Raw genomic sequence first — 13403 nt, forward strand, 5'->3', positions numbered from 1 at the left:
GACCAGGCCGGAGGCCTCCCGCGGGTGACATGAGCCGGCGCGAGGCGGCAGGACCAGCCCGCTCAAGTCGGCCGACGGTCCGGGAGGCGCGTACCTCATCGGGCGTGGGCCCTCGCCGTCCTGCGCTCCGCCCGCCGAGTACGAACCCCCACGGAGAGACTGCCGCGTGGCACCTGACCCGAGCACCGTCCATCCCCTGCCCGCCCACGAGCGGGTCGTCTTCCTCAAGCCGCTGGTTGCCGGGACGAACGTCGTGGTGGGTGACTTCACCTACTACGACGACCCCGACGGGGCGACCGACTTCGCGCAGCGAAATGTGCTGTACGCCTACGGTCCGGAACGGCTGACCATCGGCAAGTACTGCGCGATCGCCACGGGCACCCGGTTCTTGATGGCGGGCGCGGACCACCCGTCGATGGGGGTGTCCACCTTCCCCTTCACCATGTTCGGCGGGGAGTGGACCGAGCGGACCCTCGACCTCGTCGCCGGCATGCCCAGCCGCGGTGACACGGTGGTCGGCAACGACGTGTGGTTCGGATACGGAGCCACCCTGATGCCGGGGGTACGGATCGGCGACGGCGCAGTGATCGCGGCCGGAGCGATGGTCACCGCCGACGTGCCGCCGTACACCATCGTGGGCGGGAACCCGGCCCGGACGATCAGACAGCGCTTCGACGACAGCGACATCGAACGGCTCACCCGGGCCGCCTGGTGGGACTGGCCCGTCGAGCTGGTGACCGCGCACGCCCGCACCATCATGGCCGGATCCCCGCAGGACATCGAGCGCATCGCCACCGCCGAAGGTCTGGAGCAGCAGTGACGCCCCCGGCCATCGAGGAGCACGCGGTGTCCGGTCGCGACAGCGGCCCGTACGCGATCACCACCGGACCGGACGGCGCGCTGTGGTTCACCATGGTGCACAGCGGCAGGATCGGCCGGCTGAACCCGGGGCAGGAGCCGACCAGTCATCAACTCGCCCCGGACAGCGGCCCGACGGTCATCAGCAACGGGCCGGACGGCGCGCTGTGGTTCACGGAGTACCGGGCGCACCGGATCGGGCGGATCACGACGGCCGGCCGGGTGACCGAGTTCACGCTGCCGACCGCGGAGTGCGGGCCTTTCGGTATCGCCGAAGGGCCGGACGGCGCGCTGTGGTTCACCGAGACCGCCGCCGACCGCATCGGCCGCATCACCACCGACGGAACGGCCACGGAGTACCCGCTGCCACGCACCGGAGCGTTCCCCTCCGCGATCGCCGCGGCCGGGGACGCGATGTGGTTCACGATGAACCAGGCCAACGCCATCGGCCGTATCGGCATGAACGGCCGCATCACGGTGCATGAGCTGCCCACCGAGGCGGCCGCGCCGGTGGGCATCGCCGTGAGCCCGGACGGAAGTGTCTGGTTCACCGAGATCGCGGCCGGTCAGATCGGCCGGATGGCACCCGGCGGCCGGATCACCGAGTACCCGCTGCCCGACCGTTCCGCCCGGCCGCACGCCGTCACCACCGACGCCGACGGCACGGCGTGGTTCACCGAGTGGGGCGGCAACCGCGTCGGCTCGGTCACCTCGGACGGCAAGCTCGCCGTCCATGACCTACCCACCCCGGCCTCCGAGCCGCACGGGATCACAGTGGGCCCGGACGGCGCCCTGTGGACGGCCTTGGAGGTGGGCGCACTGGCCCGCATCGAACCGGACACCACCAGAACCACCATGAACACCGAACAGAGGAACGCCTCATGAAATACGCCCTTGTGATCTTCGAGACGCATGCGTCACGCGCCCGGATCCAGGCCGACCGCGACGGCTACCGGAAGGCCTACGAGACCTGGATCGGCGAACTCGCGGCAGCGGGCAAACTGGTGGGCGGAGACGCCCTCGACACCGAGCACCGGGGCCCCGTCACTGTGCGCAAGACGGCGGACGGGTCCGCAGCGGTGACCGAGGGGCCCGTGCACAGCGGCGAGGAGACCCTCGGCGGCTGGTTCGTACTGGAAGTTGCCGACCACGCCGAGGCTATCGAGGTGGCCCGCGGCTTCCCCACCCCGGAGGCGCTCGAAATCCGCCCGATACTCGAATCGGCCTGAGCGCCATGCGGCCCGCGTCGCCCTCTGCCCGGACATCCGGCGTGCCTGACCAGCACGACATACCGGGCCCGAAGTGCTGTATCCCTTCACAGGAGTTGACTTGAAACTGACATCGGTGAGCTACCGACCTCTGACCGGCCCCGAGGAGATCGATCTCTTCTGCCGGCTCTCCTACGTCCTCGACCACGAACTGGCCGAGGACTTCGCCGGCGGCTGCCGCCGCCCCGAGTGGTCATGGGTGGCCCTGGACGGCGACCGTCTCCTCGCTCGGCTCGCCTGGTGGACGACCCCGGGCGGTGACGTCCCGCTGCAGTTCGACTTCTTCGACATCGACGACACGCTGCCCCGGGCCGACCGCGACGAGATAGGCCTGCGGCTGTTCGAGACGGCGACGGCGACCGTTTTCCCGGCGGGTGCGAAGTTGCCGGAGTACGGCCGCTTCGTCCCGCCCGACTGGCACGAGGACCCCGCGGCACGCGAGGTGGTCGACTCCCGCACGCGCGTGCTGGAGAGCACCGGCGCACGGCTGCTGGTCGAGCGGCTGCGGCTGGAGTGGACCCCGTCGTCCCCGCTCCCGGAGCCCAGGGGGCGTCTCGTCTTCCGCCCGGTGGCCCACCGTGAGGACCTCGTCGCCCTGATGACCCCGGTCATGGAGGGCACCCTCGACGCCCACGGCCAGGCGGACCTGTCATCCGGACTGAGCCCGCGCGAAGCGGCGGAACGACACTACGACGGAGAGTTCGCCGGGTTCAAGAGCCCGCACGAGTGGTGGCGAATCGCCGAACTCCCCGGCGGGGGCGCTCCGGTGGGCTTCGTGGTCCCGGCCCGCAACAGCTACCATCCGATCATCGCGTACATCGGTGTCCTGCCCGCACACCGCGGCAATGGCTACATCGACGAGATCCTCGCCGAGGGTACCCGCATCCTGGCCGCCGAGGGCGTCGACCGGATAAGGGCATCGACGGACCTCGGCAACGTCCCCATGGCGAAGTCCTTCGCTCGCGCCGGATACGTCAACTTCGAACGCTCCCTCAACCTGGTCTGGGACTGACCCGGCCACAAGTCTGACCCGCGATGCGGATCAGCCCCCTGCCCCAAGGCCATCACGGACTCAACGACTGACCGTGCTCTCCCGCTCGATGCGTGACAGTTGCTCGGGACTGCGTATGGCGTGGAGCCCGGTGATGAGGCCGTCGTCGATGCGCATCGCCACGACCGTGGCGATCGCAAAACAGCCGTCCGTACGCCCAACCATCCTTCGTTCCGGGCGCGTTGAACGTAGGATCGGCATCCCCCATCGGCCGCCCCGAACGGCTGCGTCAGCCGCCGGTCCGGAGCCGACGACCGTCAGGAGAGGCCCGTTGAACATCTCGCCGATACCGGGGCAGGCCGGCGCACACCGCATGGATCCGGCCGGCGGGTGCCCGCACGCCGACAACGCCCGGCTGCTGACCCGGGGCGCCGTGGCGTCCGTCGTGCTGCCGGGCGATGTGCCGGGGGTGGCGGTGCTCGGGCATGACGCCCTGAAGGAGTTTCTCGCCCACCCCGATGTCGCAAAGGACGCACGCCACTTCACCGCGCTGACCGAAGGACGGATCCCCGACGGCTGGCCGCTGCGGACGTTCGCCACCGTGCAGGGCATGACCACCGCCGATGATGCGGATCACCGGCGGCTGCGTGGGCTGGTGAGCAAGGCGTTCACCGTCCGGCGGGTGGAAGCGCTCCGGCCGCGCATCGAGACTCTGACCGCCGAGCTGCTCGACCGGATCGACGCGGCGGCCGAGGAGGGCGACGGGACGGTGGACCTGCGCGCCGGGTTCGCGATGCCACTGCCGATGGGCGTCATCTGCGACCTCCTCGGCGTCGACGGCCGGTACCAGGACCGCCTGCACCATCTGTCGAACCAGATCGTCGCCACCGACATCGGGCCCGCCGAGGCCATGGCCGCCAACCGGGAGCTGGTGGAACTGCTCAGCACCGTCGCCGCGGACCGCGCCGAGCAGCCCGGCGACGACCTCACCAGCGCGCTGATCGCCGCCCGCGACGACGGCGGGGACCGGCTCGGTCGGCACGAACTCATCGGCACCCTGCTCCTGATGATCATCGCCGGTCACGAGACCACGCTGAACCTCGTCACCAATGCCGTACGCGCGCTGTGCACCCACCGGGACCAGCTCGACCTGGTCACCACGGGCCGCGCGGGATGGGCCGACGTGGTGGAGGAGACACTGCGCTGGGACAGCCCGGTCAGCTACTTCCCGTTCCGCTATCCGACCCGCGACCTGACCCTCGACGGGACCGTCATCCCACAGGGCACCCCCGTACTCGCCGGATACTCGGCCGCCGGACGCGACACGTCCGTACACGGCCCCGACGCCGACCGCTTCGACGTCACCCGGCCGGCCAGGACATCGGCGGCCCGCCACCTCTCCCTGGGCCACGGACCGCACTACTGCCTGGGAGCGCCGCTCGCCCGGATGGAGGCGACGATCGCGCTGGAGCAGCTGTTCCGCCGCTTCCCGGAGCTGGACGTCACCGTGCCCGACGAGAAACTGGTGCGCCATGCCAGCTTTGTCGGCAACAGCGTGCGGACACTGCCGGTACGGCTCCGCCCGGACACGACCCCCGCCGAGGGCTGAGGCCGGACACCGCACGCAGAGCTGCGGCCCCCGCCCCATATGATCGACGGGTTGCCGACCGTCGTCGTCTGTGCCACCGGGAGTGCACCATTCGTTCCGTACTCGTCCGCCCGCCCGGACAGCGCGCCGAGCTGCTGGCCCGGCAGGAGGACGGCCTCGCCCTGCACCATCTCGTCTGGCGACTCGGACCCGGCTGGCGGGTGTGCAGCAGCGCCGTGCTCGGCGGCGGCATCGGTCCGCGCGCATGGATCCTCAACGCCCAGGTGCCCGGCGGCTATCCACGGCTCGACCCCGATACCCACCTCGCCGAGATCGCTGCAGCGGAGGCCCTGGCCGGCCCCGGCGCCGCGCTGATGACGGCGGCCGATGTCACCGCGTACACGGTCGCCTCCGACGAGGGCGTGACCGCCACCGTGACCAGCGGCCTCGGTGTACGGGGCTGGGCCGCCGACCCGGCTGCGGGCATCGACGGACCACCGCCGCCGGGAACGGTCAATATCGTCGTCACGGTCCCTGTGGCTCTGTCCGACGCCGCACTGGTCAACGCGGTCGCGACCGCCACCGAGGCGAAGGTCCAGGCGCTCCTGGACGCAGGACTCGACTGCTCCGGCACCCCCACGGACGCCGTGTGCGTCGCCGCACCCGAGCCCGGACCGGGGGCCGCGGCGCAGCCGTTCGCCGGCCCGCGCTCGCGGTGGGGATCGCGACTCGCCAGAGCAGTGCACGGTGCCGTGCTCGACGGCGCATTGCGGCAACCTTGACCTCTCACCGCCCCGCGCCGGCGCGGGGCGCGGCCGACGAAGGGACCACGCTCTCATGACGTCCACACCTGTCCACGTCACCCGCAAGCGGCCGACCGTGGCCGTCCTCGGTACCGGGATCATGGGATCAGGGATGGCGCGGAGCCTGCTCCGGACGGGACTCGGCGTCCGCGTCTGGAACCGTACGCAGTCCAAGGCGGCTCCTCTCGCCGCCGACGGCGCCACGGTCACCGAGACGGCGGAGGAAGCCGTACGGGGCGCGGATGTCATCGTGACCATGCTCAACGACGGCCTGTCCGTCGCCGCCGCGCTCACCGCTGCCGCGTCGGGCGTGCACGGCGGTCAGATCCTGCTGCAGAGCTCCACCGTCGGACCCGACGCCACCGCTGATCTCGCCCAACGGGCGGCGGACTTGGGACTCGTCTATCTCGACGCCCCGGTCGCCGGCACCAAGCAGCCCGCGGAACAGGGCGCGTTGACGGTCCTCGTCTCCGGCCCGTCCGCCGTCCGGCCGTCGGTGGACCCGGTGCTGGATGCGATCGGGCAGCGCACGATCTGGGTCGGCGAGGCACCCGGTGAGGCCTCGCGACTGAAGCTCGTGGTCAACGCCTGGGTGATCAACATGGTGGGCAGCATCGCCGAATGCCTCAATCTTGCCGAGGGACTGGACATCGACCCGCAGACGTTCCTCGACGTGATGAAGGGCGGCCCGCTGGACTCCGCCTACCTCCAGGGCAAGTCCGCGGCGGTACTCTCCGGCGACCTCACCCCCAGCTTCGCCCTGTCCACCGCGCTCAAGGACACCCGCCTCATCCTCGAGGCCGCCGGACGGTCCGGGGTGATCCTGGACCTGGTCGCCGCTTCGGCCGACCGGTTCGAGCGCGCGGAGGCGGCCGGCCACGGCGGCGAGGACATGATCGCCACCTACTACGCGGGCCGTCCGCCGGAGTAGGCCGGCGACTGACCGTCGACGGCCGCGGCGGGAGCCGGGGCCACGCGCTCCGTGGCCCCGCCGAAAGCGAGGATCGTGGTGCGTGAGGCGAGCAGCCAGACCCCGTCGACCTTGCGGAACGTGTCCTCGTAATGCCCGATGTTGGCGGGCAGCCGGGGCGACGGCAGACTGTCGCTCCTGCCGTCGATCCGATAGGTCGCGAAGTACGTCGTCGACGACGCGGTGGACGCCGAGTCCACCGTGACGAGGATGTTCGTGCACATCCGCCGTGACAGCCGGTCCGCCGGCCGGCCACCGAAATAGTCACGCAGCGCCTCGCGCCCCACGATGCGACGCTCGCCGCCGGGCCATTCCCATGAGCCGTCGGCGGTGAACAGCTCGGCGACCGTGCCCGGTTCTCCGAGGTCGAGCCGGCGGACGAACTCGATGACGAGACGTTCGCAGGCCCGCTCGGCGAGCAGAAGTTCCAACTGATCAAGGGATGCGCGGGAGTTGTTCGACATCCCGAAGTCCTATCAGTACCGGTCACCGCCGTGCCAGAGCATTACCGCCGGCCGCCCGGCCCGTCAGACGACGTGTACCCCGTGCCGTACGACCGCGTCGAAGAGATAGCCCTGCGCGTTGTGGACCGCGACGTCCGGCTGCGTACGACCCGTCCGGTCCGTCGCCCGCGCCAGCAGGACCGCCGGACCACGCTCCTTCGGCAGCCAGTCGGCCGACCAGCGGACCCAGCTTCCGCTGCGGGGCTCGTCGCGCAGCCGGGCGCGTCGCCACCGGGCGCCGCCGTCGGTGCTGACCTCGACGGTACGCACCGGGGCCCCGCCAGACCAGGAACGTCCCGTGAGCACCTGACGCCGATGCACGGGCACCGACACGCCGGGTGACAGCTCGAACGCGCTCTTCAGCGTCTGCCGGGTCAGCGGCGCGCTGCCCTCCGGCGGGTACGCGGGGCCGAACAGCCGGTAGAGACCGGTGTTCCACGGGGAGAGCAGGGGTTGTGAGCTGCTGTCGGTCTACTGAGCTGAAGTGAGTGGTGGTGAGTGGGAGTGAGTTCTGTCGGTGGGATTGCGGGGGCGGGAACAGGGATTCTGGGGTCGAATGGGTGACCTTGACGGCCGCTGCTCGTTGGGCTGGATAGCGGGTGTCCGGCCTTGAGGGGGTGATGTGGTGGGTGGTTTGGGTGGTTTACGGAAGCTGATGGCCCCGTTCGTGGTGTCCGGGCCTTGCGGGGTGGCGGTCCGGGACCGTCTCAAGCGCCTCACGCCCGAGGACGAGGGGGTGCTGCGTGCGGTCGGTGCGCATCAGGGTGCGCTTGCTTCCGGTGATCTCAAGGCCCGTTGTGCGGATGGTCTGGAGCACGATGCGGACACCTGGGCGTCGCGTAAGCGGGGGCTGACCGGGGTGTCGTCGTCGCGGATCGCGGGTGCGATCACGAAGACCACGCATGATCAGTGGGCGCTGGCGCGCCGTTGCCAGGCCGCGCAGATCCAGAACCTGGATGCCGGGATCAGGATGTTGCGGCACCGCCTGTCCCTCCCGCTCGGGGCGCCCGGGACGAAGCGGGCTGCGGGCGGCTACCGGTCCAAGGGTGAGTGGTTCCGCAAGTCCCGCCGCCTCGCGGCACTGGAAGACCGGCACGCCTCTGCTGTCGCCGAGTGGCAGGCCGGACGGGTCCGGGTGGTGCGGGGCGGTAGACGTCTCCTCAACACCCGCCACCACCTCGCTGAGGCCCAGCTTACCGAAGGCCGGTGGCGGGAACGGTGGGAGGCGGAACGCTGGTTCATCGCTGCCGACGGTGAGTCGGGCAAACGGTTCGGGAACGAGACGATCCGCGTCACCCCGGACGGCGAAGTGTCCGTCAAGCTGCCCGTTCCGCTCGTGCACATGGCCAACGCCCAGCACGGCCGGTACGTCCTCACCGGCCGTATCGGGTTCGCGCATCGGGGTGCGGAGTGGGCCGACCGCATAACGGCGAACCGGGCCGTGGCCTATCGCATCCACCTCGACGTGGAGCGAGGCCGCTGGTACCTGACCGCATCCTGGCAACGCCCGGTTATCCGGACCATCCCGTTGGAGACCGCCCGCGCCCGGGGCATGATCGGCGTGGATACCAACACAGACCACTTCGCCGCCTACCGGCTCGACCGTCACGGCAACCCCATCGGTGACCCGCACCGCTTCCCTTACGACCTGTCCGGGACCGCCGGCCACCGAGACGCACAGATCCGCCACGCCCTGACCCGCCTGATCAACTGGGCGCAGCGTGTCGGTGTCGCCGCGATCGGCATCGAAGACCTCGACTTCACCAACGAAAAGACCCGCGAGAAGCATGGCCGTCGGAAGCGGTTCCGGCAGCTGATCTCCGGCATGCCCACCGGCAAACTCAAGGCCAGGCTGATCTCCATGGCCGCCGAACAGGGTCTTGTGATTGTCCCGGTCGATCCCGCCTACACCAGCACGTGGGGTGCTCAATACTGGCAGAAACCGCTGGCCACCCCACGCCGGAAGATGTCCCGTCACGATGCCGCCGGTATCGCGATCGGGAGACGCGCCCTCGGACACCCGGTCCGGCGTCGGACGGCACCGCCCCCACACGACCGGAGTGATCGTGCGGGGCATCGGACCGCCCAGGCCGGATCAGGTGACCAAGGGCGTGACGGAACCCGCCCACCCGCAACGGACCACGCCCCTGGAGGCGTGCCGCCGAGCGGGAAGCGAAAGCGGGAACCCAGTGCATCCAAAACCGTTCGGGATGCACCCAGCACGCAGCAGTGGGTCCAAGACTCATTTACGCACACTGGTTAGGAACGGTGTGTCCTGCGGTGGCGGAGTCGATGAGCTGGCTCATGACGTTCCTCGCACGGTAGATCTGTGGCGGAAGTACGGTGAAGGGCAGAGGGTGACGCACTGACTACGGACCCGTAGAGCGCGTCGCGCGGGTGCGGAAGCTTGCCTTCGGCATGGCCATGAGGCTGCAATACCCCTGCAACAGAAGGCAGTTGAGGGAGTGGCGCGGCGGTCCGGTCAGGCGGCCGTGGAAGCGCCGGACGGGATCCCGAAGACCGGGGCCGGCACGGCGTCGGGGCTGATCAGGACGGACGGGCGACCGTCCGTACCGATCGGGACATCGCCGTCGACGGTGACCCGGCGCAGTTTGCGGTCGTGCGTGCCGGAGTCGTCCACGCCGTAGTGCTGGGTGGCGCGGTTGTCCCAGATGGCCACATCACCCGTCTGCCACTGCCAGCGCACGGTGTTCTCCGGACGCTCGATGTGGGACTGGAACAGATCGATCAGGGCCCGGGAGTCACGGCCGGTGAGCCCGGCGATCCGCTGGACGAAGTTTCCGAGGAGCAGCACCCGTTCGCCGGTCTCGGGGTGGACGCGCACCACCGGATGCTCCGTCCGGAACTTGGTGGAGGTGAACACCTCGCGGTATTTGGCGAACGCCTCGGGCCGGGCGTCCGGGCGCACCGCCGCGTAGTCGTAGTCGTTGGAGTGGATCGCCCGGAGGCTGTCGGCGAGGGCGCGCAGCGGCTCGGGCAGTTCGGCGTAGGCGGCTGCCGTGTTGGACCACAGGGTGTTGCCACCGTACGGCGGAATGGTCACGGCCCGCAGGATGGAGAACGCCGGGTAGGCGGGCACGAAGGTGACGTCGGTGTGCCACTGGTTGGCCCGGCCGCCGTGGTCGGAGTCGATGCCGAGCGCGTAGCGGCCGTCGGCGGACGGGACGGTCGGGTGGGCGACCGGGGTACCGAGGAGCCGTCCGAACGCCTCGTGGCTCTCCCCGTCCAGGTTGTCCTGGCCGCGGAAGAAGACCACCTTGTGCTCAAGTGCCGCAGCGCGTACGGCTGCCACGACGGCGGGTTCGAGATCGCCGCCGAGACGGACGCCGGACACGACGGCTCCGATGCGCCCGCCGATCTTCTGGACGGTGACGGGGGTGGTGGCGACGGCGGTGGTGTCGTGGGTCGGGTCGACGACGGGTGCGGAGGTCATGGCGGAGCCCTTTCCGTACGGAATTGGTGTGTCTGGGAGTGACGGGCCGGCGCGGGCACGGCCGTGCATCGGCGGTGCCCGGGTGGGAATCGTCGCTGCGGCAACGTGCGTGCGTGTGTCAGCTGTTCAGCGGAGCTGGTCGCAGCGGAGAGCGCGGCTACACGCCGCGGACGCTACGCGTCCCAGATCGACGTGGCGCCGCGAGACGAGAGTCGAGGTCGCGGACATGCCGCGAGCGTGTCAGCGGCTCCGGAGGCCGTCAACTCCGGCTGCGCTGTCCGCGGAGAGGCCCCAGGGTCCGGAGCAGACGGCGGTCACCCCACTGCCCTGCAGCCACCCACATGGCCTCTGAACTGCACAGTCATCTCCAGTCGCAGGGGTGCGCGGAGGCCGGCTGGCATGCGGCGGCGGGCGCCCGGGGGCCCGTCTGATTTCATCAGGCCGCAATGTGGGGGAGGGGGCGGCGACAGGAGCCGCACGGAACCGCCCCACCGGTACGGGGGAGCCCGGTGGGGCGGTCGGCACCAGCCTGCCACAGGCGGCGACCGAATGGGGCCCGACCGGCACGTGGCCGTGGGCAGTTGAGTGGAAATCGATCCCGGGCCGGATGGTGGGCGCCGTCAGTGGCGCGAGTATCCGGCGAGGGTGTGCGTGACGGCGGGGGGAGTCCCGCGTCGTGCGGTGGTGGCTGCTGAGCCCGGGGAAGCGGGCCGCGTCCCCCGTCTCCAGGGGATGAGGGACGTCGTCCACCATCGGCATCGCATGGCCTGACATCACCGGTGCGCACTCCACCGAGTCCGCGCCGTGCGAGCTGACCAGGCTCCGTGCGTGCGGGTGCAGTCGGGTCCGGTAGAGCTCGATACGGCCCAGCTCATGGCCGGCGAACCGCAGATTGACCGTGGACGGCGGCCGGGCGGGCCGATCGCTGCGTACCCGGCCCGACCTGGATTCATTGCGCCCTTGTGAACAGTCCACCGCCCGGGAATACATGCATGCCGCATGGAGCTCTTGCACTTGTGGCCGGTAGCGGCTGCCGAGGTGGCCGATGCCATGAACCGGAGCGAGGGAGCTCATGCCGAAGGCGTACGTATTCACCCGCAGCGGCGGACCGGAGGTGGAAGCCTTCGTCGAGCAGGAGGCGCCGACCCCCGGGCCCGGGGAGCTGCTCGTCGCGGTCCGTGCCGCCGGGGTCAACCCGGTCGACTCGAAACTGCGCAACGGATACACCAGGCCCGGCAGCGCACCGCCGCAATATCCCGCCGTGTTCGGCAGTGAAGCGGCCGGGGTGGTCGAGCAGGTCGGCCCTGGTGTCGAAGGGTTCGAAGTCGGGGACGCAGTCTTCGGCAACCCGCTGACCGGCGGTTACGCCGAGTACACGCTGCTGCCCGTCGCGGTCACCGCGCACAAGCCGGAAGGCCTGTCGTTCACCGATGCGGCCGCGCTGCCGGTCGCGGCGGCCACCGCGTACGACGGCATTCGCCAGCTGGACCCCGCGCCCGGATCGACCCTGCTGGTCAACGGCGCCGGAGGCGGCGTCGGTGTGGCCGCGGTCCAGCTCGCACGCCACTTCGGGGTCCGGGTCATCGGTACGTCGAGCGAGGCCAAGAAGGACTTCGTCGAGTCGCTCGGCGCCGTCCACGTACCGTCGGGACCCGGCGTCGTCGACCGCGTGCGGGCAGTGGCCCCGGACGGGGTCGACGCGGTCTACGACCTGGTCGGCGGTGACGCCCTGCGCGCCGTCGCGGAGCTGCTCACGGACCGGAAGCGGCTGATCAGCGCAGGGGGCAAGCCGCTCGCCGTGGAACTCGGCGGAGCAGCCGTCGTCCGGGCCCGTACCTCCGCCGTCCTCGACGAAGTGGCCCGCCTCGCCGTCAGCGGTGCCTTCAGGACGTACGTGACACAGACTTACCCGCTTGCCGAAGCTGCCGCGGCGCTGCGCGCGGTGGAGAGCGGACACACCCGCGGCAAGATCGTGATCGAGGTGGCCGCTGTATGAGCGCCGCGCACCCCACCGTCCCCGGGGCGCACCCGCTGGACAACCCGGCCCGCGCCTCGCTGACCGGACCGCACGCCCATTTCGCCGAGCGTTCGGGCCGCGTTCTGCGCTATCCGACCGACGTCTCGCCCTGGCTCGCGCTGCCGGACCTCCCGGACGCGGAGGACTGGGCCGACGTCGCCGCGCTCGCCGGCCCCGGAGCGTCCGTCACCCTTACGGCGCTGCGTGAGCCGCCGCCCGGTGACTGGGAGGTCACCTTCCGCGCGGAGGGCGTCCAGCTCGTCGACGACGGCGTGGCAGCGGCCCCTGATCCGGAAGCCGTCCGCCTCGGTCCGGCCGATGTGCCGGAGATGCTCGACCTGGTGGCACGGACCCGCCCCGGGCCGTTCCTGCCGCGCACTGTCGAGCTCGGCACCTACCTGGGTGTCCGCCGCGGCGGGGCCCTCGTCGCCATGGCCGGGGAACGGCTCCACCCGACGGGGTGGAGCGAGATCAGCGGCGTCTGCACGGACGAAACCGTGCGCGGCCAAGGGCTCGCCACCCGGCTCGTCCTCGCCGTCGCCCACGAGATCAGGGAGCGCGGCGAAACGCCGTTCCTGCACGCGTCGGCGGCCAACACCAGCGCCATCAGGCTCTACGAATCGCTGGGCTTCCGGCTCCGGCGCCGGACATCGTTTCTCTCCGTCGTCGTACCGCCGGACCTGTCGGTGTCCGACCGGACCCGCGGCGCGGACGACGCGCGGGCGGAGGCGCTGCGCTGACGTCGAGCCGCCTCTCTCCCGGCTCCTGCGGTTGCAGTCCCGGCTCCGGAAGTCCCGGGCGGAAGGAAGGGACCTTCGGCCCGGGGCTTCCGGACCGAAGGCCGTCGGTCCGCCCCGCCCCGGGACTTTCGGCACGGCCCATGAGGCCGTAAGCCTCGTGTGCCGAACGCCGGATTCCGGGTGCACTGGAAGGTGAGTGCCGGAACTCTCC

The 13403-nt window shown here is 70.9% G+C and carries 14 protein-coding genes and 1 pseudogene; 10 read left to right on the forward strand and 5 right to left on the reverse strand.

Features of this window, described 5'->3' with window-relative positions; translation table 11 throughout:
• The first annotated feature begins 166 nt into the window (after positions 1 to 166).
• The 4 genes from OHB49_RS38250 to OHB49_RS38265 all read left to right on the forward strand — a co-directional run bounded on the left by OHB49_RS38250 (position 167) and on the right by OHB49_RS38265 (position 3138).
• A complete protein-coding gene (locus OHB49_RS38250) occupies positions 167 to 820 on the forward strand; it encodes a CatB-related O-acetyltransferase (RefSeq protein ID WP_329165493.1) in 654 nt (217 codons plus the stop codon).
• Positions 817 to 1743 (forward strand): Vgb family protein, encoded by a 927-nt coding sequence (locus OHB49_RS38255; RefSeq protein WP_329165494.1) that lies wholly within the window; start codon positions 817 to 819, stop codon positions 1741 to 1743. The genes OHB49_RS38250 and OHB49_RS38255 overlap by 4 nt, the downstream gene beginning before the upstream one ends.
• A complete protein-coding gene (locus OHB49_RS38260; protein ID WP_030973340.1) occupies positions 1740 to 2087 on the forward strand; it encodes a YciI family protein in 348 nt (115 codons plus the stop codon). Before OHB49_RS38255 ends, OHB49_RS38260 begins: the two co-directional genes overlap by 4 nt.
• Before the next feature lie 115 nt (positions 2088 to 2202).
• Positions 2203 to 3138, forward strand: coding sequence for a GNAT family N-acetyltransferase (locus OHB49_RS38265; protein WP_030973342.1), 936 nt, complete (start codon positions 2203 to 2205; stop codon positions 3136 to 3138).
• A gap of 60 nt (positions 3139 to 3198) precedes the next feature.
• On the opposite strand, the gene OHB49_RS38270 is transcribed toward OHB49_RS38265, so the two are convergent.
• Positions 3199 to 3342 carry a hypothetical protein gene (locus OHB49_RS38270; protein WP_329165495.1) on the reverse strand — a complete coding sequence of 48 codons (144 nt, stop codon included), beginning with the start codon at positions 3340 to 3342 and terminating at the stop codon, positions 3199 to 3201.
• Positions 3343 to 3490: 148 nt separating this feature from the next.
• On the opposite strand from OHB49_RS38270, the gene OHB49_RS38275 reads away from it, so the two are divergent.
• The 3 genes from OHB49_RS38275 (at position 3491) to OHB49_RS38285 (ending at position 6439) form a co-directional block, all read left to right on the forward strand.
• A complete protein-coding gene (locus tag OHB49_RS38275) occupies positions 3491 to 4726 on the forward strand; it encodes a cytochrome P450 family protein (protein ID WP_329166770.1) in 1236 nt (411 codons plus the stop codon).
• Between the two features lie 89 nt (positions 4727 to 4815).
• Positions 4816 to 5487, forward strand: coding sequence for an adenosylcobinamide amidohydrolase (locus OHB49_RS38280; RefSeq protein ID WP_443079689.1), 672 nt, complete (start codon positions 4816 to 4818; stop codon positions 5485 to 5487).
• A 55-nt stretch (positions 5488 to 5542) separates the two neighbouring features.
• A complete protein-coding gene (locus tag OHB49_RS38285; protein ID WP_329165496.1) occupies positions 5543 to 6439 on the forward strand; it encodes an NAD(P)-dependent oxidoreductase in 897 nt (298 codons plus the stop codon).
• On the opposite strand, the gene OHB49_RS38290 is transcribed toward OHB49_RS38285, so the two are convergent.
• The gene (locus tag OHB49_RS38290) at positions 6415 to 6942 is read right to left on the reverse strand and encodes a nuclear transport factor 2 family protein (RefSeq protein WP_329165497.1); all 528 of its coding nucleotides are present in this window, start codon (positions 6940 to 6942) and stop codon (positions 6415 to 6417) included. The two genes, OHB49_RS38285 and OHB49_RS38290, sit on opposite strands and share 25 nt — an antisense overlap.
• A 63-nt stretch (positions 6943 to 7005) precedes the next feature.
• A pseudogene (locus OHB49_RS38295) lies at positions 7006 to 7443 on the reverse strand (sulfite oxidase); the annotation flags it as partial.
• 193 nt (positions 7444 to 7636) lie between these two features.
• Between OHB49_RS38295 and OHB49_RS38300 the strand changes: the two are divergent.
• Complete coding sequence (locus OHB49_RS38300; protein WP_329166772.1) at positions 7637 to 9244, forward strand: transposase; 1608 nt, start codon at positions 7637 to 7639, stop codon at positions 9242 to 9244.
• Positions 9245 to 9463: 219 nt separating this feature from the next.
• Here OHB49_RS38300 and OHB49_RS38305 read toward each other — a convergent pair whose 3' ends face one another.
• Together OHB49_RS38305 and OHB49_RS45935 are read right to left on the reverse strand one after the other, a co-directional pair.
• On the reverse strand, positions 9464 to 10435 hold the full coding sequence (locus OHB49_RS38305; protein ID WP_329165498.1) for a TauD/TfdA dioxygenase family protein: 972 nt from the start codon (positions 10433 to 10435) through the stop codon (positions 9464 to 9466).
• Between the two features lie 126 nt (positions 10436 to 10561).
• The gene (locus OHB49_RS45935) at positions 10562 to 10663 is read right to left on the reverse strand and encodes a putative leader peptide (protein WP_354006158.1); all 102 of its coding nucleotides are present in this window, start codon (positions 10661 to 10663) and stop codon (positions 10562 to 10564) included.
• Between the two features lie 844 nt (positions 10664 to 11507).
• On the opposite strand from OHB49_RS45935, the gene OHB49_RS38310 reads away from it, so the two are divergent.
• Together OHB49_RS38310 and OHB49_RS38315 are read left to right on the forward strand one after the other, a co-directional pair.
• Positions 11508 to 12431 carry an NADP-dependent oxidoreductase gene (locus tag OHB49_RS38310; RefSeq protein ID WP_329165499.1) on the forward strand — a complete coding sequence of 308 codons (924 nt, stop codon included), beginning with the start codon at positions 11508 to 11510 and terminating at the stop codon, positions 12429 to 12431.
• Positions 12428 to 13192, forward strand: a complete 765-nt coding sequence (locus OHB49_RS38315) for a GNAT family N-acetyltransferase (protein ID WP_329165500.1) — start codon at positions 12428 to 12430, stop codon at positions 13190 to 13192. Before OHB49_RS38310 ends, OHB49_RS38315 begins: the two co-directional genes overlap by 4 nt.
• Positions 13193 to 13403 lie beyond the last annotated feature (211 nt).

Origin of the sequence: Streptomyces sp. NBC_01717 (genome assembly GCF_036248255.1) — a bacterium.
Classification (GTDB): domain Bacteria; phylum Actinomycetota; class Actinomycetes; order Streptomycetales; family Streptomycetaceae; genus Streptomyces.

Bases quoted from the DNA above. Each gene is read 5' to 3' on its own strand.
- OHB49_RS45935 (WP_354006158.1), bottom strand. From the start codon at position 10,663: ATGTCCGCGACCTCGACTCTCGTCTCGCGGCGCCACGTCGATCTGGGA.
- OHB49_RS38285 (WP_329165496.1), top strand. From the start codon at position 5,543: ATGACGTCCACACCTGTCCACGTCACCCGCAAGCGGCCGACCGTGGCC.
- OHB49_RS38310 (WP_329165499.1), top strand. From the start codon at position 11,508: ATGCCGAAGGCGTACGTATTCACCCGCAGCGGCGGACCGGAGGTGGAA.
- OHB49_RS38300 (WP_329166772.1), top strand. From the start codon at position 7,637: ATGGCCCCGTTCGTGGTGTCCGGGCCTTGCGGGGTGGCGGTCCGGGAC.
- OHB49_RS38260 (WP_030973340.1), top strand. From the start codon at position 1,740: ATGAAATACGCCCTTGTGATCTTCGAGACGCATGCGTCACGCGCCCGG.
- OHB49_RS38315 (WP_329165500.1), top strand. From the start codon at position 12,428: ATGAGCGCCGCGCACCCCACCGTCCCCGGGGCGCACCCGCTGGACAAC.
- OHB49_RS38275 (WP_329166770.1), top strand. From the start codon at position 3,491: ATGGATCCGGCCGGCGGGTGCCCGCACGCCGACAACGCCCGGCTGCTG.
- OHB49_RS38305 (WP_329165498.1), bottom strand. From the start codon at position 10,435: ATGACCTCCGCACCCGTCGTCGACCCGACCCACGACACCACCGCCGTC.
- OHB49_RS38290 (WP_329165497.1), bottom strand. From the start codon at position 6,942: ATGTCGAACAACTCCCGCGCATCCCTTGATCAGTTGGAACTTCTGCTC.
- OHB49_RS38270 (WP_329165495.1), bottom strand. From the start codon at position 3,342: ATGGTTGGGCGTACGGACGGCTGTTTTGCGATCGCCACGGTCGTGGCG.